22 protein-coding genes are annotated in these 22,613 nt (G+C 56.8%); 14 read left to right on the forward strand and 8 right to left on the reverse strand.

Annotation, left to right across the window (positions count from 1 at the left end; translation table 11 throughout):
• Nucleotides 1-16: 16 nt before the first annotated feature.
• On the reverse strand, nucleotides 17-235 hold the full coding sequence (locus ACTH3D_RS04985) for a hypothetical protein (protein ID WP_441665930.1): 219 nt from the start codon (nucleotides 233-235) through the stop codon (nucleotides 17-19).
• Nucleotides 130-1,266, reverse strand: a complete 1,137-nt coding sequence (locus ACTH3D_RS04990; RefSeq protein ID WP_441665878.1) for an SLC13 family permease — start codon at nucleotides 1,264-1,266, stop codon at nucleotides 130-132. The genes ACTH3D_RS04985 and ACTH3D_RS04990 overlap by 106 nt, the downstream gene beginning before the upstream one ends.
• Before the next feature lie 169 nt (nucleotides 1,267-1,435).
• Here ACTH3D_RS04990 and ACTH3D_RS04995 point away from each other — a divergent pair, with 169 nt between their 5' ends.
• The 9 genes from ACTH3D_RS04995 (at nucleotide 1,436) to ACTH3D_RS05035 (ending at nucleotide 10,420) form a co-directional block, all read left to right on the forward strand.
• Nucleotides 1,436-1,897, forward strand: a complete 462-nt coding sequence (locus tag ACTH3D_RS04995) for a DUF2489 domain-containing protein (RefSeq protein WP_441665880.1) — start codon at nucleotides 1,436-1,438, stop codon at nucleotides 1,895-1,897.
• A gap of 269 nt (nucleotides 1,898-2,166) precedes the next feature.
• Nucleotides 2,167-2,985 carry an OmpA family protein gene (locus ACTH3D_RS05000; RefSeq protein ID WP_441665882.1) on the forward strand — a complete coding sequence of 273 codons (819 nt, stop codon included), beginning with the start codon at nucleotides 2,167-2,169 and terminating at the stop codon, nucleotides 2,983-2,985.
• A 259-nt stretch (nucleotides 2,986-3,244) separates the two neighbouring features.
• On the forward strand, nucleotides 3,245-5,143 hold the full coding sequence (gene thrS / locus ACTH3D_RS05005) for a threonine--tRNA ligase (RefSeq protein WP_441665884.1): 1,899 nt from the start codon (nucleotides 3,245-3,247) through the stop codon (nucleotides 5,141-5,143).
• A 32-nt stretch (nucleotides 5,144-5,175) separates the two neighbouring features.
• On the forward strand, nucleotides 5,176-5,715 hold the full coding sequence (infC, locus tag ACTH3D_RS05010) for a translation initiation factor IF-3 (RefSeq protein ID WP_441665932.1): 540 nt from the start codon (nucleotides 5,176-5,178) through the stop codon (nucleotides 5,713-5,715).
• Between the two features lie 88 nt (nucleotides 5,716-5,803).
• Nucleotides 5,804-5,998 carry a 50S ribosomal protein L35 gene (rpmI, locus tag ACTH3D_RS05015; protein ID WP_441665886.1) on the forward strand — a complete coding sequence of 65 codons (195 nt, stop codon included), beginning with the start codon at nucleotides 5,804-5,806 and terminating at the stop codon, nucleotides 5,996-5,998.
• A 36-nt stretch (nucleotides 5,999-6,034) separates the two neighbouring features.
• Nucleotides 6,035-6,394, forward strand: a complete 360-nt coding sequence (gene rplT / locus ACTH3D_RS05020) for a 50S ribosomal protein L20 (protein ID WP_441665888.1) — start codon at nucleotides 6,035-6,037, stop codon at nucleotides 6,392-6,394.
• 230 nt (nucleotides 6,395-6,624) lie between these two features.
• Entirely contained in the window at nucleotides 6,625-7,644 is a 1,020-nt protein-coding gene (gene pheS, locus ACTH3D_RS05025; protein ID WP_441665890.1) for a phenylalanine--tRNA ligase subunit alpha, read from the forward strand.
• Between the two features lie 48 nt (nucleotides 7,645-7,692).
• Nucleotides 7,693-10,074: a phenylalanine--tRNA ligase subunit beta gene (pheT, locus tag ACTH3D_RS05030; protein ID WP_441665892.1), complete on the forward strand. Its 2,382-nt coding sequence runs from the start codon at nucleotides 7,693-7,695 to the stop codon at nucleotides 10,072-10,074.
• A gap of 43 nt (nucleotides 10,075-10,117) precedes the next feature.
• Entirely contained in the window at nucleotides 10,118-10,420 is a 303-nt protein-coding gene (locus ACTH3D_RS05035) for an integration host factor subunit alpha (RefSeq protein ID WP_441665934.1), read from the forward strand.
• A gap of 91 nt (nucleotides 10,421-10,511) precedes the next feature.
• Here ACTH3D_RS05035 and ACTH3D_RS05040 read toward each other — a convergent pair whose 3' ends face one another.
• Complete coding sequence (locus ACTH3D_RS05040) at nucleotides 10,512-10,718, reverse strand: DUF2788 domain-containing protein (RefSeq protein WP_441665894.1); 207 nt, start codon at nucleotides 10,716-10,718, stop codon at nucleotides 10,512-10,514.
• Nucleotides 10,719-10,896: 178 nt separating this feature from the next.
• Here ACTH3D_RS05040 and ACTH3D_RS05045 point away from each other — a divergent pair, with 178 nt between their 5' ends.
• Nucleotides 10,897-11,361, forward strand: coding sequence for a flavodoxin (locus ACTH3D_RS05045; RefSeq protein WP_441665896.1), 465 nt, complete (start codon nucleotides 10,897-10,899; stop codon nucleotides 11,359-11,361).
• Nucleotides 11,358-11,738 (forward strand): hypothetical protein, encoded by a 381-nt coding sequence (locus ACTH3D_RS05050; protein ID WP_441665898.1) that lies wholly within the window; start codon nucleotides 11,358-11,360, stop codon nucleotides 11,736-11,738. Before ACTH3D_RS05045 ends, ACTH3D_RS05050 begins: the two co-directional genes overlap by 4 nt.
• Before the next feature lie 46 nt (nucleotides 11,739-11,784).
• Here ACTH3D_RS05050 and ppnN read toward each other — a convergent pair whose 3' ends face one another.
• A complete protein-coding gene (gene ppnN / locus ACTH3D_RS05055; RefSeq protein ID WP_441665900.1) occupies nucleotides 11,785-13,146 on the reverse strand; it encodes a nucleotide 5'-monophosphate nucleosidase PpnN in 1,362 nt (453 codons plus the stop codon).
• Nucleotides 13,147-13,313: 167 nt separating this feature from the next.
• Between ppnN and ACTH3D_RS05060 the strand changes: the two genes are divergently transcribed.
• Nucleotides 13,314-14,207, forward strand: coding sequence for a LysR family transcriptional regulator (locus tag ACTH3D_RS05060; protein WP_441665902.1), 894 nt, complete (start codon nucleotides 13,314-13,316; stop codon nucleotides 14,205-14,207).
• A gap of 69 nt (nucleotides 14,208-14,276) precedes the next feature.
• Here ACTH3D_RS05060 and gcvP read toward each other — a convergent pair whose 3' ends face one another.
• Nucleotides 14,277-17,171 (reverse strand): aminomethyl-transferring glycine dehydrogenase, encoded by a 2,895-nt coding sequence (gene gcvP, locus ACTH3D_RS05065; protein ID WP_441665904.1) that lies wholly within the window; start codon nucleotides 17,169-17,171, stop codon nucleotides 14,277-14,279.
• 92 nt (nucleotides 17,172-17,263) lie between these two features.
• Nucleotides 17,264-17,656: a glycine cleavage system protein GcvH gene (gene gcvH / locus ACTH3D_RS05070; RefSeq protein WP_441665906.1), complete on the reverse strand. Its 393-nt coding sequence runs from the start codon at nucleotides 17,654-17,656 to the stop codon at nucleotides 17,264-17,266.
• A gap of 490 nt (nucleotides 17,657-18,146) precedes the next feature.
• Between gcvH and ACTH3D_RS05075 the strand changes: the two genes are divergently transcribed.
• Nucleotides 18,147-19,553 carry an alanine/glycine:cation symporter family protein gene (locus ACTH3D_RS05075; protein WP_441665908.1) on the forward strand — a complete coding sequence of 469 codons (1,407 nt, stop codon included), beginning with the start codon at nucleotides 18,147-18,149 and terminating at the stop codon, nucleotides 19,551-19,553.
• A gap of 96 nt (nucleotides 19,554-19,649) precedes the next feature.
• Complete coding sequence (gcvT, locus tag ACTH3D_RS05080; RefSeq protein WP_441665910.1) at nucleotides 19,650-20,756, forward strand: glycine cleavage system aminomethyltransferase GcvT; 1,107 nt, start codon at nucleotides 19,650-19,652, stop codon at nucleotides 20,754-20,756.
• Nucleotides 20,757-20,850: 94 nt separating this feature from the next.
• Here the strand turns inward: gcvT and ACTH3D_RS05085 are convergent, their stop codons facing one another.
• Nucleotides 20,851-21,651 (reverse strand): LysM peptidoglycan-binding domain-containing protein, encoded by an 801-nt coding sequence (locus ACTH3D_RS05085; protein ID WP_441665912.1) that lies wholly within the window; start codon nucleotides 21,649-21,651, stop codon nucleotides 20,851-20,853.
• A gap of 62 nt (nucleotides 21,652-21,713) precedes the next feature.
• Nucleotides 21,714-22,592 carry an acyltransferase gene (locus tag ACTH3D_RS05090; protein ID WP_441665914.1) on the reverse strand — a complete coding sequence of 293 codons (879 nt, stop codon included), beginning with the start codon at nucleotides 22,590-22,592 and terminating at the stop codon, nucleotides 21,714-21,716.
• Between the last annotated feature and the right edge of the window lie 21 nt (nucleotides 22,593-22,613).

Below are 22,613 nucleotides of genomic sequence, written 5' to 3' on the forward strand. Positions count from 1 at the left end.
CATATCCTGGCCCAGCTCAGGGGGCGAATTCCACACCCAACGACGAAGAGCCCAAAAAGGCGGCCGCAGTCGCTGTGTTGGACGTCACCTCAGTAAGGAAAATGATGACCAACACGACAATCCCAACCATCAGCAGCAGTGGGAAGACACCAAACACGCCAAGCTGTTCTGCGATCCACTCGGCAAGCCCAGATCGGGTAATGGCTCCGGCCAGCGCCAGGCCACCACCAAACAGCAGGAGGATGCCCCAGGTAGGTCGTGGGTATCACCCCAGTTCAGCAGGCGATTGCCGCTGTTGTCTCCGGCTGGTGTGAGAAATAGGATAACGCCGGCAATAATCGCGATGCCGGTATCAGATAGCCAGTCGACACCGATATCATTGATCAGCGGGCGCACCATCCAGCTGATGGCAGCTAGCAGAAAGATGATGCCGACGCGGCGCTCTGCTGCTGACATCTTGCCGAGCTTGGCCAGCTCACCTTTGATCAGTGTGGCGCTGTCCTGTGCTGCTTCAAGGGCGAAGCCTTTGCGTGTTAGCCACCACCAGGTGACTACCATCATAGCTATGCTAATAGGCAGGCCAACTAGCATCCACTGGGCAAAGCCCAGGTCGATGCCGCGGCTGTCTGACAGATAGGCCGCCAACAGAGCGTTGGGCGGTGTGCCGATCAGAGTTGCTACACCGCCGATGCTGGCAGAGTAAGCAATTGCCAGCAGTAGGGCGGTAGCATAGCGCTGCCGCGCCCCAGGTTCGCCTCCTTCAATCAGGCTGACCACCGACATGCCAATGGGTAACATCATGATCGCTGTGGCGGTGTTGGAAACCCACATGCTCAGGAAGCCGGTAGCAATCATGAAGCCAGCGATCTGTCGGCGTGGCTCCTGACCGACCACTCGCAAGACCATGAGGGCGATACGTCGATGCAGGTTCCTGCGCTGCATCCCGATACCCAGCAAAAAACCACCCAGAAATAGATAGATGATGGGGTGGGCGTAGCTGGAGGCCACTTCTCTAATATCGCCAACTGCCAGTGCCGGTGCAATGGCCATTGGCAAAAGCGACGTGACAGGAATCGGAATGGCTTCGGTAGACCACCAGGTGGCCATCAGCAGAGCCAGACCAACACAGCTCCAGGCTGTCGCGGGCATGTCTCCGGGAGCGGGTATCACCAGTGTCATAAGAAGGAATACCGGGCCAAGCCAAAGGCCGATACGCGCTGCTGTTGATGTCGGAGCGGGTATCCGGGGTTTTCGAGGATGTGACATGGTTTCTCCCAGACGTGCAATGATGTAAATAAAGGCCTGTCAGTGAGGCCGGCGGTAGATTGTGGGCAAGCCATCTTCAGTGTGGCGCCTTACCGTACGCCGCCGGCTGACTTGGGTGAGTAGCCGGAGCAGTATAAAATATCTGTACATTTTAGGAGTGGATATTGTCATGTCGAATACCCTGGCGGTGATTCTTCTTGCCGTTGCACTGCTGGTAACGGCAGGGCTTGCCTGGTATGCGTTTCACCTGTGGCGGGAGGTGAAAAAACGCAAGGCATTCCGTCTCGATGAGGATCGGCGAGCAGCGCAGAACAGCCTGGAAAACCTAGAGCTTGTAGCTTCAGCGCTGCTTCAAGAGCAGGTGGGTGTAACGGAAGCCGCTTGGCGCTGTCGAACACTGTTTGATATCATTCAGCCAGGCCTGATTGACGCGCCTGAGTTCAAGGCATTTGCTACTGTGCATGCTCGAACCCAACACTTGCACAGCCACTCTGCACGCATGGCGCTGACGCCTGCACAGCGTCGTCAGGAGGATCGAGAGCGGATGAAAGTAGAGAGCGAAATGCGTGATGAAGTGCAGGCTTCGGCCCAGGCAGCATTGAATTTCGTCGCCGGAAAAAGGCCGCGTTAGATTGGTGGGAATCAGTGAATACCTTAAAATGCTGTAAAAGTTCCATGTTTCATTGCATCATTGGTTGGAATTCGGCAAGCTTGGGATGATGTTGCAGGGAGTTAAGTATGCTGAATAGTTGAATCATCCTGTGGCATTATGAGCTTATTCTGGTGTTCGAGTGTTTTCAGCCAGCAGGCGTCTGTGTTGAATGCCCGGATACATTGCTTTCACTGGATGGCATACGATGAATTTGCCCATACCAGAGTTGTGTTAAGAAGGAGTCTTACATGAAGAAATCTACAACAGGCCTGTTGATCGGTTCTGCTCTGGTAGTCGGCCTTACCGGCTGTGCCAGTTCAGCCTCTCAGTCCTCTAGTGCTGCAGATAGCTCTTCATCTGCGCGTTCTTGGTACCAGCACCCAGTTGTTTGTGGTGTTGCCGGAGGCTTGATCGGCGGCGGCATTGGTTACGCCACTAGTTCTTCAAGTGATGAGGAGTCTGGCGGCGCCATTGGTGCAACTGCTGGTGCGGCAATTGGTGCACTGCTGTGTGCTGAGCCGAAGAAAGCGGCTCCTGCACCAGAATACAAGGACAGCGATGGTGATGGCGTTCCTGACAACATCGACCAGTGCCCCGGCACCCCGGCCGGCGTTGCAGTTGATGCTGTCGGCTGCCCGCTGGACTCCGATGGTGACGGTGTGCCGGACTATCAGGACCAGTGCCCGGGAACCCCGGCTGGTGCCACGGTCAACGCTCTGGGCTGTGTAGATAACATGGTTCTGCGTGACGTCAACTTCGAGTTCGACTCTGCCCGTCTGACGCCTCATGCCCAGCAGATTCTTCTGGGCGTGGCTGAGAAGCTGCGTGCAAACCCGAACGTTCGTATTCGCATCGAAGGGCACACTGACTCTGTTGGCAATGCCGCTTATAACAAGCAGCTGTCCAAGGCCCGTGCTGACTCTGTCGCCGCCTTCCTGGCTTCCCAGGGTGTTTCAGGCCAGCGCATGACCACTGTGGGTTATGGTGAAGAGCGTCCGATCGCGTCAAATGAGACCAACGAAGGTCGTGCTCTGAACCGTCGTGTAGAAATGGGCGAGTGGGAATAACTTTCTTGGTGTCTTTCTGCTTCACTGAATCGAAGCACTAAACGCCAAAGTCGTACCAAAAGCAAGGCGCCTTCGGGCGCCTTTTTTTGATTCTTTTGTTGTGTATTAAAGCTGCAGTAATAGCGTTGACAGTAGCTTTTCTGATATAATGACCGCGCATTTTTATAGTGCCTGACATCACTAAGCTCATCCAGACCATCCCCAACGGCGGCATGTGATCCCTGGTATGGATCACCACTGCGCACAAGGAATTTTCAACATGCCCATCGTGACACTGCCGGACGGCAGCCAAAGAGATTTTGACCACCCGGTCTCCATCATGCAGTTGGCTGAAAGCATTGGCCCTGGCCTGGCAAAAGCCTGTATTGCCGGTCGTATCGATGGGGCGTTGGTGGATGCCGCGGATATTATTGATCGTGATGCCAAGGTGGCGATCATTACCGCTCGCGATGAGGAAGGGGTGGAGATCATCCGTCATTCCTGTGCGCACCTGATCGGCCATGCCGTCAAGCAGCTGTATCCTGATGCTAAGATGGCCATTGGTCCGGTCATTGCCGATGGTTTTTACTACGATGTTGAGTTTGGGCGTTCTGTCACTCCAGATGACCTGGAGGCAATAGAGGCGCGTATGAAGCTGCTGATTGATAGCGGCTATGATGTTGTGCGGGAGTATGTTGATCGCGACAAGGCCATGCTGACCTTTCTGCACCGCGACGAGCCTTACAAGCAGGAGATCGTGCGCGAGATTTCCGAGGGAGAGACTATCCGTCTCTACCATCATCAGGAATACACGGACATGTGCCGTGGGCCCCACGTCCCCAATACCCGCCATCTGAAAGCATTCAAGCTGACCAAACTGGCTGGGGCATACTGGCGTGGCGACTCCGATAACGCCATGCTGACGCGTATTTATGGTACCGCCTGGGCTGATAAAAAGCAGCTGAGTGGTTATCTCAAACGCCTCGAGGAAGCCGAAAAGCGGGATCACCGCAAACTGGCACGCCGGATGGACCTCTTCCATTTGCAGGAAGAGGCGCCGGGCATGGTGTTCTGGCATCCTAATGGCTGGACAATGTACCAGGCCCTTGAGCAGTATATGCGCCGTGTGCAGATCGAAAATGGCTACCAGGAGATTCGGACACCTCAGGTCGTTGATCTGTCGCTGTGGAAGGCGTCCGGCCACTGGGAGCATTACAGTGAACTGATGTTCACCACCGAGTCCGAGAAGCGCGATTACGCCGTCAAGCCCATGAACTGCCCGTGTCATGTTCAGGTGTTCAACCAGGGACTGCGCAGCTACCGCGACTTGCCGCTGCGCCTGGCGGAGTTTGGCAGCTGCCACCGCAACGAGCCTTCCGGCTCATTGCACGGTTTGATGCGGGTGCGTGGGTTTACCCAGGATGATGCGCATATTTTCTGTACTGAAGGCCAGATCCAGGCCGAGGCCGAAGACTTCATCGCCTTGACGCTCAAGGTGTACAAGGAGTTGGGCTTTGAGGATGTCGAGCTCAAGCTTTCGACCCGGCCCGACGACTTCATGGGTGAGCCGCAGGTGTGGGATCGCGCGGAGGCGGGGCTTGAGGCAGCATTGAATGCGACCGGTCATGACTGGGAGCTGCAGCCGGGTGAAGGAGCCTTCTACGGTCCGAAAATCGAATTTTCACTGCGCGACTGTCTGAATCGTGTGTGGCAGTGCGGTACACTACAGCTGGACTTCAACCTGCCGGGTCGCCTTGACGCGCAATTTGTCGATGAAGACGGTACTCGCAAGACGCCAGTCATGTTGCACCGTGCCATCCTGGGCTCTTTCGAGCGATTCTTGGGGATCCTGATTGAGCACTACGCTGGCGCCATGCCGTTGTGGCTAGCACCTCAGCAGGTGGCCATACTCAATATTACTGACGCTCAGCGCGAATATACTCTCGCCATCGAGTCGCGGATGCAAAAACTTGGCCTGAGAGCCAAGGCAGACTTGAGAAACGAGAAGATCGGCTTTAAGATCCGCGAGCACACCTTGCAAAAGGTCCCCTATCTCCTGGTGGTGGGAGATAAGGAAGTCGAAGCTGACTCAGTAGCCGTGCGTACGCGCACTGGCGAAAACCTCGGCACCATGCCGATCGATGACTTCATCGAGCGGGTTCAGGCCGAGCGCAAGTAACGACATCTTCCAACTGAACTGGAGACGGAACCATCAAGAGAAGCAATCCGAGAGGCCGCACGCAGGACAAGCGTCCCCCAATGAACGAGCGCATTATCGAGGATCAGGTACGCCTGATTGGCAGTGACGGTGAACAGCTGGGGGTGGTCGATACAACCGACGCCCTGGAGCGTGCTGAAGCTGAAGGTATGGATCTCGTACAGATTTCAAATGCCGATCCGATCGTCTGTAAGATCATGGATTATGGCAAGTTCGTCTTTGAGCAGAAAAAGCAAAAGGCGGTTCAGAAGAAAAAGCAGAAGCAGATTCAGGTCAAGGAAGTCAAATTCCGACCTGGCACCGACGAGGGCGACTATCAGGTCAAGATGAAGAACCTGATTCGTTTCCTTGAAGGTGGCGACAAGGGCAAAGTGACACTGCGCTTTCGCGGTCGTGAAATGGCCCATCAGGACCTCGGTCGTAAACTGATGGAGCGTATCGCTGCTGATCTCGATGAGATCGGTACCGTGGAGTCCTTCCCAAAAATGGAAGGTCGGCAGATGATCATGATCATTGCCCCAAAAAAGAAGTGATCCGACGGCGTTGTTAACGAATGGCTGGCATAACAGTGTCAGTCATTGGCCTTGGATTTTCTCAATAACCTCGAGCGGAGTTCATCTCATGCCGAAAATCAAGAGCAATAGTGGCGCAGCCAAGCGCTTCAAGAAGACGGCAAATGGCTTCAAGCACAAGCAGTCATTTCGCAGCCACATCCTGACCAAGAAGTCGACCAAGCGGAAGCGTCAACTGCGCGGTATGAAACAGGTGCACGATGCGGATAAGCAGCTCATTGAGCGGATGCTTCCGTACCTGTAACCCCTTGGAACCCACTTTTTTGTCAGGAGTTAAATCATGACTCGAGTCAAGCGCGGTGTCGTCGCTCGTCGTCGTCACAAGAAGATTCTCAAGCAAGCCAAGGGCTACTACGGTGCCCGTTCGCGCGTTTTTCGCGTTGCCAAGCAGGCGGTTATCAAGGCCGGTCAGTATGCCTATCGTGACCGCCGCCAGCGCAAGCGTCAGTTCCGCGCACTGTGGATTCAGCGTATCAACGCGGGTGCACGTCAGCACGGTATGTCTTACAGCCGCTTTGTTGGCGGCCTGAAGAAAGCCGGTATCGAAATTGACCGTAAGGTACTGGCGGATCTGGCCGTTCACGAGAAGGCTGCTTTTGCTGCCATCGTCGAGAAGGCCAAGGCTGCCGCTACCCAGTAAGTCAAAGTGATAGTGTCGGTGCCTGTCTCAAAGGCAGACACCGATGACGATCGCAGCAGGGGAAGAGCAGCCGCTCTTCCCCTGTTTTTTTGCGACACGCAGATTTTTCTGGTACAGGCTGGCAGGCGCGGTACCTTCGGCTGGCTTTGTGCTTGGTGACACGGTGGCGCGCTTGTTTGCGCTGCGATTTGTATGGCAGGCCCACTATTCTGAATTCGGAGCATCAACGGATGGAGCATCTTCCTACCCTGGTCAGCGAGGCGCGTCAGGCCATTGACACCGCCGAAGATATCGCCGCACTCGATCATGTTCGTGTGCACTATCTCGGTAAGAAGGGCGAGATAACAGCGTTGCTCAAAGGGCTTGGTCGTTTGCCGGCGGAAGAGCGTCCGGCCGCTGGTGAGCGAATCAACCAGGCAAAGCACCAGCTTGCCCAAGCGCTTGACGCGCGCAAGACATCTCTCAAGACTACCGCGCTGGCGCAGCGGCTCGCGGCTGAACGTGTTGATGTAACCTTGCCCGGCCGCAACCAGCCAGACGGCGGCTTGCATCCGGTAACGCGCACGCTGGAGCGTATCGAGGCGCTGTTTACGCGGATTGGTTTTGACGTGGCAACTGGGCCTGAAATTGAAGATGATTACCACAATTTCGAAGCGCTGAATATACCGGCCCATCACCCGGCCCGAGGCATGGCAGATACGTTCTATTTTGATGCCACGCGGCTGCTGCGTACGCACACCTCGCCGGTACAGGTGCGCACTATGGAAGCGCAGTCGCCACCGATTCGGATTGTTTGCCCGGGACGGGTCTACCGCAGTGATTCCGACCTGACCCATACGCCGATGTTTCATCAAGTTGAGGGTCTGCTGGTCGATGAAAACGTCAGCTTTGCTGATCTCAAGGGCACGCTTGAGGACTTTCTTCACGCTTTCTTTGAGCGTGATGATCTCTCTGTGCGCTTCCGGCCGTCATATTTTCCCTTCACCGAGCCCTCGGCAGAGGTGGATATCCAGTGCGTGATGTGCGCCGGTGACGGCTGCCGGGTGTGTTCGCACACCGGCTGGCTTGAGGTGCTGGGCTGCGGCATGGTCCATCCTGCGGTCTTTGATCACGTTGGTATCGATACTGAGCGCTATACCGGTTTTGCCTTTGGCATGGGGGCAGAGCGTTTGGCGATGCTGCGTTATGGCGTCAATGACTTGCGGCTGTTCTTCGACAACGACCTGCGCTTTTTGCGCCAGTTCGCCTGATCGTTTGCCAAGATTAAGTACAGCGGATAAGCACAGACAGGAGTTGTCATGAAAGTTTCTGAACAGTGGCTGCGTGAATGGGTGTCTCCCGCGCTGAGTACTCAGGCATTGGCCGACCAGGTTACGATGGCTGGCCTTGAGGTTGATGGCATCGAACCGGTAGCGGCAGCGTTCAGCGGTGTTGTGGTGGCCAAGGTGCTGGAGTGTACCCAACATCCAGATGCGGACAAATTGAGCCTATGCCAGGTGGAGGACGGCAGCGGAGAGCCCGTTCAGGTAGTGTGCGGTGCGCCTAATGTGGCGTCTGGCCAGACCATCGCCTTTGCCCGGGTTGGTGCCGTGCTACCTGGTGATTTTAAGATCAGAAAGGCCAAGCTGCGTGGCGCTGAGTCCCGCGGAATGATCTGTTCTGCATCGGAGCTGGGCCTTGAGGAAGAGGCGTCTGAGGGCATTCTGGTGCTCTCGGACACGGCCCCGCTGGGCGAAGATTTTCGGGTTTGGATGGGGTTGGATGACCATACGCTGGAGCTAGATCTCACGCCTAACCGCGGAGACTGCCTCAGCGTGAAAGGACTGGCGCGGGAAGTTGGGGTGTTAAACCGTCTGGCGGTCACAGGACCTGAGATTGATGCTGTGGCTCCAACCCATTCCGAAAGCTTCGAGGTTCGGGTTGAAGACAGTGATGGCTGCCCCTGCTATATCGGTCGACTGATCAAGGGTGTTGATGTCACTGCCGAGACGCCGCTGTGGATGGTCGAGCGGCTGCGCCGTAGTGGCATTCGCTCCATCGATCCGGTCGTGGATGTGACTAACTACGTGATGCTTGAACTGGGACAGCCGCTGCACGCTTTCGACCTAGCCAATCTTGATGGCGCGGTGATTGTGAGGCGTGCCCTTTCCGGTGAACAGTTGGTGCTGTTGGACGGGCAGGATATTTCGCTAGATGAGGCCACGCTGGTGATTGCTGACGAAAAGGCGCCGCTGGCCATCGCCGGCGTTATGGGCGGAGAGGACTCAGGTGTCAATGCAGCCACCCGCGATGTGTTCTTGGAAGCGGCTCATTTCTCGCCGCTGGTGGTTGCCAGCCAGGCACGCCAGCACGGATTGCATACCGATGCTTCGCACCGCTTTGAGCGTGGCGTGGATCCTGAGCTGCCGCGCCTCGCAGCAGAGCGCGCTACGGCGTTGCTGATTGCTATTACGGGTGGAGAACCCGGTCCGCTGGTCGAGGCGGGTGAAATCGCACAGCCAACTGATGAGTTGAGCATAATGTTGCGTCGTGCTCGCCTGGATCAGGCCTTGAGCAAGGTGATCGATAGCACAGAAGTGGTCGAGATTCTTGAGCGTCTTGGCATGGTTGTTGAAAGTGAAGAGGCGGGCTGGCGTGCCCGGGTGCCGAGCTGGCGTTTCGATATCGCCATCGAAGAGGACTTGATCGAAGAAGTCGCGCGTATTCATGGCTATAACCAACTGCCATCACGACGGCCCCAGGCAAGTCTGAGCTTGAAAAGTAATGATGAAGCACGAACGCCTGTAAGCCTGCTGCGTCGGCAGATGGTGGCACGCGGTTATTTTGAAGCCGTGACCTACAGCTTTGTCGCTCCAGAGCTGCAACGTGCCTTGCTGCCTGATGCGCTGTCACCGGTATTGGCGAACCCCATTTCCCACGATCTGTCAGTGATGCGTGCCAGTCTGTTTCCGGGGCTAGTGCGAGCCCTGCAGCATAACCTCAATCGTCAGCAATCACGGGTGCGCCTGTTTGAAACCGGTCTGGTGTTCAGAGGCGAGCTGGATGCGCTGGGTCAGCTGCCGATGTTTGGTGGTCTGGCCTGTGGTCCCTGTCATATTGAAGGCTGGAGCAGCGACAATCAGCAGGTCGATTTCTTTGATGTGAAAGGTGATCTTGAAAGCCTGCTGGCCATGGGTGGCAATCCTGATGCATGGCGCTTTGAGGCGGCTGAGCATCCGGCGCTGCACCCTGGCCAGTCTGCACGGTTGCTTTGCAACGGTGAGGAAGCAGGCTGGGTTGGCACGCTGCATCCAGCAGTTCGTGCTGAGCTTGACTTGAAGCGTGATGCAGTGATGTTCGAGGTGCGGCTGGATAAGCTCACGGAGGGTCAGGTGCCGGCATTTACCACTCTGTCACGCTTTCCTGAAGTACGCCGTGACCTGGCTTTCCTTGTCGAAGAGTCTTGCCCGGTTCAGGCGCTGCTGGACCTGGTGCAAGAGGGTGGCGGTGAATGGTTGGCGCAGGCGCATCTGTTTGATGTCTATCAGGGGCAGGGCGTTGCCGACGGCTACAAGAGTGTCGCGCTGGGCTTGACCTGGCAGCATCCTTCGCGCACGCTGAATGACGAGGAAATCAACCCGTTAGTTGACACTATTGTCGAAACATCCCGGCAGAAGCTAGGAGCCAGTTTGCGTGCATAAGCGTCCGCCGGCGAGGACCAACCATCTGCGCGAGGAATGCGATATGGGTGCCTTGACCAAGGCCGAGTTGGCCGAACATCTGTATGAAGAGCTTGGCCTGAGCAAGCGAGAGGCCAAGACCATGGTGGAATCTTTCTTTGAGGAGATTCGTGCGTCGCTGCGCGAAAATGAGCAGGTCAAACTGTCGGGCTTTGGCAATTTCGACCTGCGGGACAAGAGCGAACGCCCCGGTCGCAATCCAAAAACGGGCGAGGAGATCCCGATTTCGGCGCGTCGCGTGGTGACCTTCCGGCCGGGCCAGAAGCTAAAACGACTGGTTGAAAAACAGGATATGGCGCCTGACTGAGGAGGCCTGCAGCCTGCAGTGAGGCGCAAGATGCCGATGTTGCCTGATAGCAGCATCGGCATTTTAGTGAGGGTAATGCTGTCTCTCCGGCTCAGATGAGCTGGGCTTCCAGGAGCCAGGTGATGACTACCTTGAGTACATAGCCCAGCATACCAGCACCCAGTACAACAAATAGAATGATGGTACCAAATCGTCCAGCTTGGGATTTTTTGGCCAAGTCCCAGATGATGAAGCACATGAACAAGATCAGGCCACCGATCATGATGGGTGTGATCCAGGCTTCGAAGGTCTGTACCATGGTGCCTCCGTTTTATTGGTCAGGGGGGCTTGCTATAATATCTGACTATTATACTAGGTTATTAGCAGGCAATACATTTTTGACACGACACTTTTTGCATAATGGCTCGCACCAGCAGCGGCGATGTCGCCTGTGAGCCGCACTAAAAACTCTTAGACTATTCAGGTAAACCCACGATATGGCGTTAGTGAAAATATTCGTAGGCACCATGTACGGTGGCGCCCTGGACGTTGCTGAACAGGTTCAGCCCCTGTTTGAACAGGCCGGTTATGAGGTGGCAATTTTTGATCAACCGGCACTGGCCGATTTACTGGAAACACCCACTGACCTTGCTCTGTTCTGCACCTCTACCACCGGCTCAGGAGACTTCCCCGGTAACCTGACTGGCATGTTGCGAGAGCTGCAGGAGGTCAGTCCTTCACTCGTCGAGCTGCGCTATGGGCTGATAGCGTTGGGTGACAGCTCCTATGTTGACTCCTTCTGCGGTGCTGGCCGCGCCCTGGACGAGCTGCTGCGGGGCTTAGGTGCGGTCCGTCTGGGTGAGCGGTTGGAAATCGATGCCATGGAAACCGTTATGGCCGATGACGCGGCTATCCCCTGGGTGGAAACTTGGATCGCTGAACAGCAGCTGGGTGTGGCATGAGCAGCAATCAGAAACTATCGGCCACCGCTGAGCGCGTTAGCCTGATGCTGGGACTGGTGCTGGTGATCCTGTGTAATGTGCCGCGCTTTGTGGTGGGCGGGTACGAAACGCGCCTGAGTTTGGCGCTGGCTTTTGCACTGGCTGTTGCTGTCGCTGGTTTTTTTCAGTGGCGTCAGCTGTCGGCAGCGGCTCGCAAGCGTCTGCCGTTACTGACCAGACGGCTTTTAGCCTGTTTTATTGGCGGTGTGGCGGTCATCGGCCTGGTGTATCTGCTCAGCGGTGGCTGGATCGGCTGGGAGCTGCTGATTGCCTACGGTGCCGGCACTGGGCTGTTAGGCTATGCGCTATGGTTGTGGTGGATGCCCCAGCCTGACTGAGCGTCAGAGGCTTCAAAGAGTAAGCCGTGTGCCGGGGCGGAAAGCATCAGACCAGGGTGTAGCAGGGCGTGTAGTCGCCCTCAAGCTTCATCCGGCCCTGGGCCACAAAGGATGTCAGTAGCGTATCCAGCCGCTGCATCAGATCGGGTTCAGCGTGTAGTGGGAAGGGGCCGTGGGCTTCAATGAGGCGTACACCGCGCTCTTTTACATTGCCTGCCACAATGCCTGAAAAGGCCCGCCTCAGGTTGGCTGCCAGCTCATGGGGCGGCTGATCACGATGCAGGGCGAGTGCACCCATCGATTCGTGGGTTGGGTCAAAAGGCTTCTGGAAGTCGCGTGCAATGGTCAGCCGCCAGTTATAGTAAAAGGCATCCTTGCGCGACACACGATAGCCGGTAACCCGATCTACACCGCTGCGCACGAATCGGGCAACCTCCACCGGATCATCGATGATGATGTGATAGTGACGGCGGACGTCCTCACCCAGGCTATAAACCAGAAATTCGTCGATGCGCTGGAAGTACTCGGCCGACTCGCTCAAGCCGGAAAACACCACGGGCAGCTCCATGTCGGCGTTGTCTGGGTGCATCAGAATGCCCATCAGATACAGAATTTCTTCAGCTGTACCTACACCACCGGGGAAGATGATGATGGCATGGCCAAGACGCACGAAGGCTTCCAGGCGTTTTTCAATGTCTGGCATCACTACCAGTTCATTGACGATCGGGTTCGGCGCCTCAGCAGCGATGATGCCCGGCTCTGACACGCCCAGATAGCGGCCGTGGCTGCGACGCTGTTTGGCGTGGGCCACGTTGGCGCCTTTCATGGGGCCTTTCATGGCTCCGGGGCCACAGCCTGTGCAGATGTCTAGCTCGCGCAGCCCCAGCTGGTAGCCAACTGCCTTGGAGTAGTCGTACTCCTCACGGCTGATGGAATGGCCACCCCAGCAGACCACCAGGCTTGGATCGAGGTTCGCTTGCAGCGTACCGGCTTTGCGTAATATGTGGAACACCGCGTTAGTGGTGCCTTCGCTGGTGTTCAGGTCGAAGCGGTCGTGGCCCTGGATTTCGTTATAGACATAAACAATGTCACGCAGTACTGATGACAGGTGCTCGCGAATACCGCGAATCATCTGGCCATCGACAAATGCCTCTGCCGGGGCATTGGTCAGCTTCAGGCGTACGCCACGGTCCTGCTGGTGCACTTCGATATCAAAATCGGGATAGGCTTCCAGCAGTGCCAGACCGCTGTCGCTGGGCTTGCTGGAACTCAGCACGGCCAGTGCACAGCTGCGCAGGACCGAGTGAAGGCCGCTACGCGAGGTGTCATGCAGGCGATTAACCTCGTGTTTGGAGAGAATCTCGAGACTACCTTCGGGTGAAATCGTGGTGGAGAGCGTGTTGGCCATTCAGTGATTCCGTATCGATAGTGTCTGGTAAGCCGACTGAGCATGGATGCTGGCCGACAGGTATGCCGATGCTATCATGCCGTCAGCAGAGCCACAGTATTTGCCGGGTTGTTACCGTAGGGCAGAATGACATCAAATCATGCTACTGACCGAGCCAGAGAGGCTTCATGTTCAATGCGCAGTATTTCCGTACCTTCATCACGCTGGTAGAAACCGGCAGTTTTACACGCACTGCCCAGCGACTAGGCATGACGCAACCCGGCGTGAGCCAGCATATCCGCAAGCTGGAAGACTACCTGAGGATGCCACTGCTGGAGCGACAGGGTCGACGTTTCTGCCTGACCGAAACCGGCCGGCGCAGTTACGATTACGCGCTGCGGCTTTTTGCAGAGCATGAGCAGTTTTTCCATTCGCTAGACGATGAGAGCCTGGACAGCGGCGAGTGTCGTCTGGCATCACCAGGCAGTGTCGGTGTGATGCTGTATCCGTTCCTGCTGGGCCAGCAGCAGATGCGTACTGGGTTGACAATTAATTACAGCTTCTCATTTAACCATGACATTGTGTCGGATCTGGTGGCGGGGCGTCATGATGTGGGCATTGTTACCGATTCGGTGCGCCATCCTGACATAAGCTGCGAGGCGTGGCATCAGGAGCCGCTGTGCCTGTTGGTACCCGCTGACTTCACCGGTAGCGGGCTGACTGAGCTAATGGGCATCGGCTATATAGGCTACACCGGCGGTAGTGATCTAGCAGCAACACTGTTGCGCCAGAATTTTCCCGGTGAATTCCGTTCCATGCGCCATATCCCGAGCCAGGGGTTTACCAGCGAGGTCAGTGCGGTGCTGGATGCGGTGGCCAGGGGGCTAGGCTTCACCGTGGTGTCGCGGCTAGTGCTTGAAACCTCGCCCTGGCAGCGACAGGTGAGGGAGCTGAGCCTGCCTCATTCGCTCAGTGAAACCTTGTATCTGGCAACACTGCGCAACAGTCGCTTGCCGTTGCGTTATTTACGTCTGCTGGAAGCGTTCCGCGAACATCGCCAGCAGGAGTGGCAGGCGTTCTGAAAGAAACAGGCCCCGCATTGGCGGGGCCTGTATGTGATACACCGAGGCGACTATTCGAGGTTGGTGTGATCAGTCACGGTACGCATCAATGCTCGGGCAGGAGCAGATCAGTTGGCGGTCACCAAGCACGTTATCGACCCGGTTTGACGCAGGCCAGTACTTACTGGCTTTAACGGCTTCGGAGGGGAAGGCACCCTGTTCGCGCGTATAGGGGCGATCCCAGCCGGCATCCATCAGGTCGGCCATGGTGTGCGGTGCATTGACCAGCGGGTTGTTGTCTAGCGGCCACTCACCAGATTCCACCCGTGCCACTTCTTCACGAATTGCGATCATGGCGTCACAGAAACGGTCGACCTCGTAGAGTGACTCGGACTCGGTGGGCTCAATCATCAGTGTGCCGGCCACCGGAAACGACATGGTCGGAGCGTGGAAGCCAAAGTCCATCAGGCGCTTGGCGATATCCTCTTCGCTGATACCTGACGCAGCCTTGAGCGGACGGATATCGATGATGCATTCGTGAGCGACGTAGCCGTTGCGGCCCTTGTACAGCACCGGATAGTGATCCTCCAGGCGCTTGGCAGTGTAGTTGGCGCTCAGAATGGCCAGCTGTGACGCCTCGCGTAGCCCCCGCGCGCCCATCATTTTGATGTAGGCCCAGGAGATTGGCAGGATCGAGGCGCTGCCGTAGGCAGCTGCTGACACCGCGCCGGCATCGGGCTCAACGCCGTCCAGCGGCGTCACCACATGGTTTGAAACATAGGGAGCCAGGTGCGACTTTACGCCAATTGGCCCCATGCCCGGACCGCCGCCACCATGTGGAATACAGAACGTCTTGTGCAGGTTCAGGTGCGAAACATCGCCGCCGAAGTCCCCGGGGCGTGCCAGGCCGACCATGGCGTTCATGTTGGCGCCGTCGATATAGACTTGGCCGCCATGCTGATGAACGATGCTGCACGCTTCCCTGACGCCTTCTTCGAACACGCCGTGAGTTGAGGGGTAAGTCAGCATGATGGCCGAGAGGGCGTCGCTGTGCTGCTCGGCCTTGGCCTTCAGGTCGGCAATATCGATGTTGCCGTCCTCGTCGCACTCCACCACAACGACCTTCATGTTGGCCATGGCCGCAGACGCTGGGTTGGTGCCGTGGGCTGAGCTAGGAATCAGACAGATGTCACGATGTTGCTGACCCTGGGCCTGCTGATAGCGACGAATAGCGACCAGTCCGGCATATTCGCCTTGGGCGCCGGAGTTGGGCTGCATGGAGACGTGGTCGTAGCCGGTGATCTCCGCTAGAAAATCGGACAGCTCATCGATGATCTGCTTGTAGCCGGGTACTTGTTCGCGGGGCGCGAAGGGATGAATGCGTGCCAGCTCAGGCCAGGTGATCGGCATCATCTCGGTGGTGGCGTTGAGCTTCATGGTGCATGAGCCCAGCGGAATCATCGCATGTACCAGCGACAGGTCCTTGTTCTCCAGACGCTTCAGGTAGCGGAGCATCTCGGTTTCGCTGTGATAGCGCTTGAACGTCGGGTGAGTCAGGAAGTCCGACGTGCGCTGGCAAGCTGCCGGAATGCCGGATTTGCCCTGGCGGGTGATGTCTTCGTCAAGCGCGGTGACCGACAGGCCGTGCTCTTCATCGAGCAGGATGTCCAATAGCAGCGCCAGGTCGTGGGCTGTGGTCGTCTGGTTAATGCTCAAGCCAATGTCGCCGTTGTCGAAGTAGCGCAGATTGACGTCGTGGGCCATGGCACGACCGTGGATCTTGCGCGCATCGATACCGGTCAGGCGCAGGGTGTCAAACCAGCTGTCATGTGCCAGAGTCACGCCGCCACGTGTGAGACCTTCAGCAAGGATGGTGGTCAGGCGATGGATGCGACCGGCAATGGTGCGCAGGCCTTCGGCGCCATGGTAGACGGCGTAGAAACCGGCGATGTTAGCCAGCAGCGCCTGGGCGGTACAGATGTTCGAGGTGGCCTTCTCGCGGCGGATATGCTGCTCGCGGGTCTGCATGGCCATGCGCAGAGCAACCTCGCCACGGCTGTCCTTGGACACGCCGATGATACGCCCAGGAATGGAGCGCTTGAGTTTGTCGGTGGTAGCAAAAAAGGCTGCGTGGGGGCCACCGAAGCCCATGGGCACTCCGAAGCGTTGGGCCGAGCCGACCACGATATCGGCACCCAGCGCACCGGGCTCCTTGAGCAGCACTAGCGACATGATGTCGGCAGCGACGGCAGTCATTACGCCGCGCTCGCTGGCCTGTGCCAGCAGAGGAGCGAGGTCGCGTACCTCACCGCTCTGACCGGGGTATTGGAACAGGGCGCCGAAAACATCGTGCTCGGCGAGTTCTTCGGCCGGGGCGATGATCAGCTCGAAACCGAAATAGTGGGCACGGGTGCGCATCACATCCAGCGACTGCGGGAAGATATCATCAGCGACGAAGAAGGCATTGCTCTTGGTCCGTTTGTTGGCGCGGCGGCACAGTGCCATGGCCTCAGCGGCGGCGGTGGCTTCGTCGAGCAGTGAGGCGTTGGCCAGCTCCATGCCGGTCAGGTCCATGACCATCTGCTGGAAGTTCAGCAGGCCTTCCAAGCGGCCCTGGGAAATCTCCGGCTGATAAGGCGTGTAAGCAGTATACCAGCCCGGATTTTCCAGCACGTTACGCTGAATGACAGCCGGCAACAGAGTGTCGTAATAGCCCTGTCCGATGTAGCATTTTGCGACGCGGTTCTGGCGGGCCAGCCGATACAGATAGTCCAGTGCCACGGCTTCGCTGCGCGGCGGATCAAGTTCGAGCTCGTCGGCCAGACGGATGTCGGCAGGGACCGTGCGTTGCAGCAGCTCCTTGATGCCGTCCAGACCAAGTGTGTCGAGCATTTTTGCCGCATCGTCAGCCCGTGGGCCGTTGTGGCGTGCAATAAAAGCGTCGTGGTTGGCCAGGTCGGCCAAGCTTCTAGTATCGAAAGCCATGGAATACCCTGTCGGTGGTAGCAGATCGCTGTATCGGTTAAGCCTGAGCAGGATAACTGCCGGGGCAGCAAAGGTTCCCCGGCGCCTTGCTATCAGTCTTCGGTTTCAATAAAGGCTTTGTAGCCATCGGCGGTGAGTAGCGCCTCGAGATCCTCGGGGTTGTCTAGACGCAGCTTCATGATCCAGGCGTCCCCGTAAGGCGACTCATTGATGGACTCCGGCGAATCCTCCAGAGCTTCGTTGACTTCGAGCACTTCACCCGCAACCGGTGAGTACAGGTCAGATGCCGCCTTGACGGACTCCACAACGCCAAACTCGTCTCCTATGGACAGATGGGTGCCAACCTCGGGCAACTCGACAAAGACCACATCCCCGAGAGCTTCCTGGGCATGTTCGGTGATACCGATGGTGACGGTGCTGTCACCGTTGTCTCTGGTCCACTCGTGACTTTTGGCATAGCGCAGTTCGGTGGGAATTGAACTCATGGGTTGTTTCCTATACGAAAAAGTTTCAATGGTTCTTGAATCCTACTGCCATTGAACCGTATTGGCGAGACTCGGATCAAGAGAGAAGACCTGGCCGCCCTGGTGTCGGTAAGCTGCATGGCTTGGGATAGTGCTTCCGTCCAGCGGTGGCGCGACTGCTAGGGCAGACAGTGGTAATTATAGCAAGGCAGGAGAAAGTTAGGCATACCGTGAGGGTCTTTTGTTACTGGTGCCAGATGCATGGGTCATACCAGTAATACTCCGTTTCCAATAGGAAACATGGTAAGCCGGGATAGTACCAAATAGTTTTATCTACAGTGAATACTGTCTATCGTTGTGTTGTTTGGGGGTGTGTCAACGCTGTGATCCGTTATTATTGGCGTCGCTGTTGCATAAAAGAGTACGATTGGCCGCTGCACCAGTTGTGACTGTGCGGTCTTGCCGGTGTTTTTCTTTTGCATAAAAAGCTAAAAATATCTAGGAGACGTTTGTGGATACTCTGAACAATATATTCACTCAGATCAACGGTGTGGTCTGGGGACCATTGATGCTTATACTGTTGCTCGGTGTCGGCATTTACTTGCAGCTGGGTCTGAAGCTGCTGCCGATCCGCAAGCTCGGCACGGGCTTCAAGCTAATGTGGCAGGGGCGTGATGAAAAGCACACGCCAAGCGGAAAAAGCAAAACAGACGACGACGGTGAGATTTCGCCGTTTAATGCGCTGATGACGGCGCTCTCAGCAACCATTGGTACGGGTAATATTGCGGGTGTGGCTACCGCCATTGCACTAGGTGGTCCGGGTGCGGTGTTCTGGATGTGGATTACTGCCCTAGTCGGTATGGCAACCAAGTTTGCTGAAGCGGTGTTGGCGGTACGCTTCCGTGAAACAGACTCTACCGGCAACCACATCGGCGGACCGATGTTCTACATCAAAAATGGCCTGGGACGTAAGTGGTTGTGGTTGGGCGCCGCCTTTGCTTTCTTTGGTGCGGTCGCAGCTTTCGGCATTGGTAATACCGTGCAGTCAAACTCAGTAGCCGATGCACTTGAGAGCAGTTTCAGCATTCCGCCCATGGTAACCGGCATTGTCATCATGCTGTTGTCTGGTGCAGTGATCCTGGGAGGTATCAAACGGATCGCCAAGGTGGCCGGAAAGCTGGTTCCGATTATGGGCATTGCCTATATCGTGGCCGGTATCGTGGTGCTGATCATACAGGCTGATCAGATTCCCGGGGCTTTTAGCAGCATTTTCTACTATGCCTTCAATCCGCATGCAGCGTTGGGTGGCTTTGCCGGTGCAGCGGTGATGGCGGCGATCCGTTTTGGCGTGGCGCGCGGTATCTTCTCTAACGAGGCGGGCCTGGGTAGTGCGCCTATCGCCCACGCCGCAGCCAGGACCAAGAACCCTGTACGTCAGGGCTTGATTGCCATGCTAGGTACCTTTATTGACACCATCATGGTATGTAGCATCACCGCGCTGGTCATCCTGACTGCGCCGGTATGGCAAACGGGAGAGGCGGGTGCATCGCTGACGGCACTGTCGTTTGATAATGCGCTACCCGGCTATGGCGAGGCGATCGTATCCATAGTGCTGTCTATTTTCGCCTTTACCACCATCCTCGGCTGGTCCTTCTATGGTGAGAAGTGTTTCCAGTTCCTGTTCGGCACGCGCTCCATCATGTTGTACCGTGTGTTGTTCGTACTCGCTGTACCGGTGGGTGCCATGGCACAGCTTGGTTTTATCTGGCTGATGGCCGACACTTTCAACGCCATGATGGCAATTCCGAACCTCATCGCTTTGGCGCTGCTGTCGCCAGTGGTGTTCAAACTGGCCAAGGCCTACTTCAACGGCGAGGATATCCTGCCGGGCGAAGAGCTTGATCACGATAAGGCCTGAGCCCCGGGTTCAGGTTCGAGAGGTGCCCTGCGGGGCACCTCTCTTGTTTTAGCCGCAGGTGTTTATGCTGCGCTATTTCCTTGAGGAGTAATGAGCATGACCCAATTGAACCGTACACCGCTGTATGAATTGCATGTTGAACTGGGCGCAAAGCTGGTGCCTTTTGCCGGCTATGAAATGCCGGTGCAATATCCGCTAGGCGTCAAGCGGGAGCATGAACACACTCGCAGCGCCTGTGGAGTGTTCGATGTCTCGCACATGGGGCAGCTGCTGCTGCGCGGTGACAATCCAGCTAAGGCCCTTGAGCGTCTAGTTCCTGCTGATGTGACAGGACTGGCTGAAGGAATGCAGCGCTACGGTATGTTCACCAATGAAGCGGGTGGCATCCTTGACGACTTCATGATCGTCAATGCCGGCGACCATCTGTATCTCGTGGTCAATGCCGCCTGTAAACATGACGATATTGAGCACCTGCGTCGCGAGCTTCCTGATAATGCGCTGGAGGTACTCGATCGCGGACTGTTGGCGGTTCAAGGCCCCAAGGCTGCCGAGGTGATGGGGCGGCTGTGTCCTGAGGCTTGTGATCTGGTGTTCATGCAGCACGGTCATTTCGATATTGACGGCATGCCGGTGTGGATCAGCCGCAGCGGCTATACCGGTGAGGACGGTTTTGAAGTCTCTGTAGCGGCCGATCAGGCAGATGCCTTGGCACGTCGGCTGCTAGCTGAAGAAGAGGTCGAAGCCATTGGTCTTGGGGCGCGTGATTCGCTGCGTCTGGAAGCGGGGCTGTGCTTGTATGGAAATGATATTGATAAAACCACCACACCGGTGGAGGCCGGTCTGAACTTTGCCATCGGCAAGTCGCGGCGTCAGGGTGGTGAGCGGGAGGGCGGTTTTCCGGGTGCCGATATCATCGTTGAGCAGCTCGCTAACAAAAGTGCCAAGCGCAGGCGTGTGGGTTTGCTGGGCGAGGGCCGGGCTCCGGTGCGCGAAGGCACTGAGTTGTTCGATGCCAACGGGCAGGCCATTGGCCGTGTGACTTCCGGTGGCTTTGGTCCCTGCGTCGGCAAACCTGTTTCCATGGGTTATGTCAGCGTGTCTGAGGCAGAGATTGGCAATACTGTTTATGCCGAGGTGCGTGGTAAGCGTCTACTCATGACAATTAGCAAGATGCCGTTTGTTCAGTCCGGCTATCAGCGCTAAATAACAGACTAAATTATACCGTTATCTAGGCCGGTTGATTACAGACAATAAGAAGCGCCCTGACCATAGCAGCCCGGTCAGGGCGTAACGTTAATCAGCGCAATAGAAGGGCAGGATCGATGGGCTTACCCCCGTGGCGCATATCAAATAGTAGCTCGGTCTGGCCTCGCTCGTTAACATCCACCTCACACAGCGGGTTGCCACGGTTTACCTTGGCGCCGCTCTTGACCAGCAATTCCTTGCAGTTGGCATAGACGCTCTGCAAATTGCCTTCATGGTGCACAATCACCACCTGCCCCAGCTGGCGCATGCTATCGGCAAACCTCACTTCTCCGTCGTTGACCGCACTTGCCCTGGCACCTCTGTTAGTGCTTAACAGCATGGGCTGTAGGGTGCCGCGGCTATCCTTGCCGAAGCGCCGCGTAATGCTGTAATCCGTCAGTGGCCAGCTCCAGCTTGTGCCAGTTTTAGGCAGCGGCCCGGGGTCGGGTAGTGTGGCGCTTTTGCGGGAAGACCTCGCCACACTGGAGGTGCCACCTCCAGTGCCTGATTTCAACGGCACATCGACCAGTTGACCAACCGCCAGCCCCGAGGGGTCAACATTGCTATTGGCGGCGACAATAGTGATGGGTGAGGTGCCGAAATGCCGGGCCACCTTGCTGAAGGTATCACCGGGGCGAATCCGGTAGCGGTAAGGCCCACCAGAAGGTGCGCGCTCTGTACTATGGGGTACTAGAATACGCTGCCCAACAGCCAGCTCGCGACTTTGGACGCCGGGGTTAAAGCGCTGTAGGCGCAGTAGAGGAACATCAGCCTGCTTGGCAATTTCACCCAGGGTGTCACCCTGCTTGATGGTAATCCAGTTGCCGGCAATTGCCCCGCTGTGGCGCGACACGCTTTGCTGCTGTGGCGATGAGGCGCAGCTCGCCAGCAGTAAAGCTAGACTGATAGCACATATCAGTGATGCAACTTTGCATCGAGGGCGGCGTCCTTCGCCTGCCATAGCTCGTTCAACCATGTATGGAAGCGTTCCTTGTAGTCCGGGTCCTGATGATAGTCCCCGTTGAGCATCCATTCGGGAACCTCCAGTCGCTGTGCGTGAAGGGTTATTTTTCCTTCTTTACCGCACAGAAATTCCCAAAAGCTGGGGTTGGGGTTGGTGTAGTCCAGTGTTACGTCGATGATTCCTCCTAACCGGTCGCCAAGTAAGCTCAGAACCTGGGCTGTGCCGCCGGCCTTGGGCCGTAGCAGATGGCGATATGGGCTTTGCTGCTGGTCGCGCTTGGCCGGGGTGAAGCGAGTGCCCTCGACAAAGTTGAAGATAGTGATGGGGGCTTCACGGGCACGGCGGCACATGCGTTCAGTAGCCAGGCGGTCGCGTTCGGCAAGTTTCGGGTTGCGTGCCAGCTTTTCCCGGCTGTAGCGCCGCATGAAGGGAAACTCCAGTGCCCACCAGGCCAGGCCCACCACCGGAATCCATATCAGCTGCTGCTTGAGAAAGAAGCGCGGCATGGGGATACGCCTGTGCAGCACCATCAGTAACATGAAGATATCGGTCCAACTGCGGTGGTTGGATATTACCAGCCACCAGTCATCTACACTGAGCTCTTTCGGCAGAGTGGCATGCAGGTCGGGACGGAGTAGCTGGCGCATCCACCACAGGTTGAACCCGATCCAGTTCAGGGCAATGGCATTCAGCCCGTTAAGTACTCGCCGCTGTAGTGGCCTGCCGGGAACCACCAGCTTCACCAGTGTTAGAATGATCAGCGGCGCACCCCAGAACAGAGTATTGAGGACGAGCAATATGACACTGGCGATGCCAGTCAGGATTGACATGCCGAACTCCTGAACTTTGAG

The sequence above is a fragment of the Halomonas sp. genome (assembly GCF_052095765.1).
GTDB lineage: Bacteria > Pseudomonadota > Gammaproteobacteria > Pseudomonadales > Halomonadaceae > Halomonas.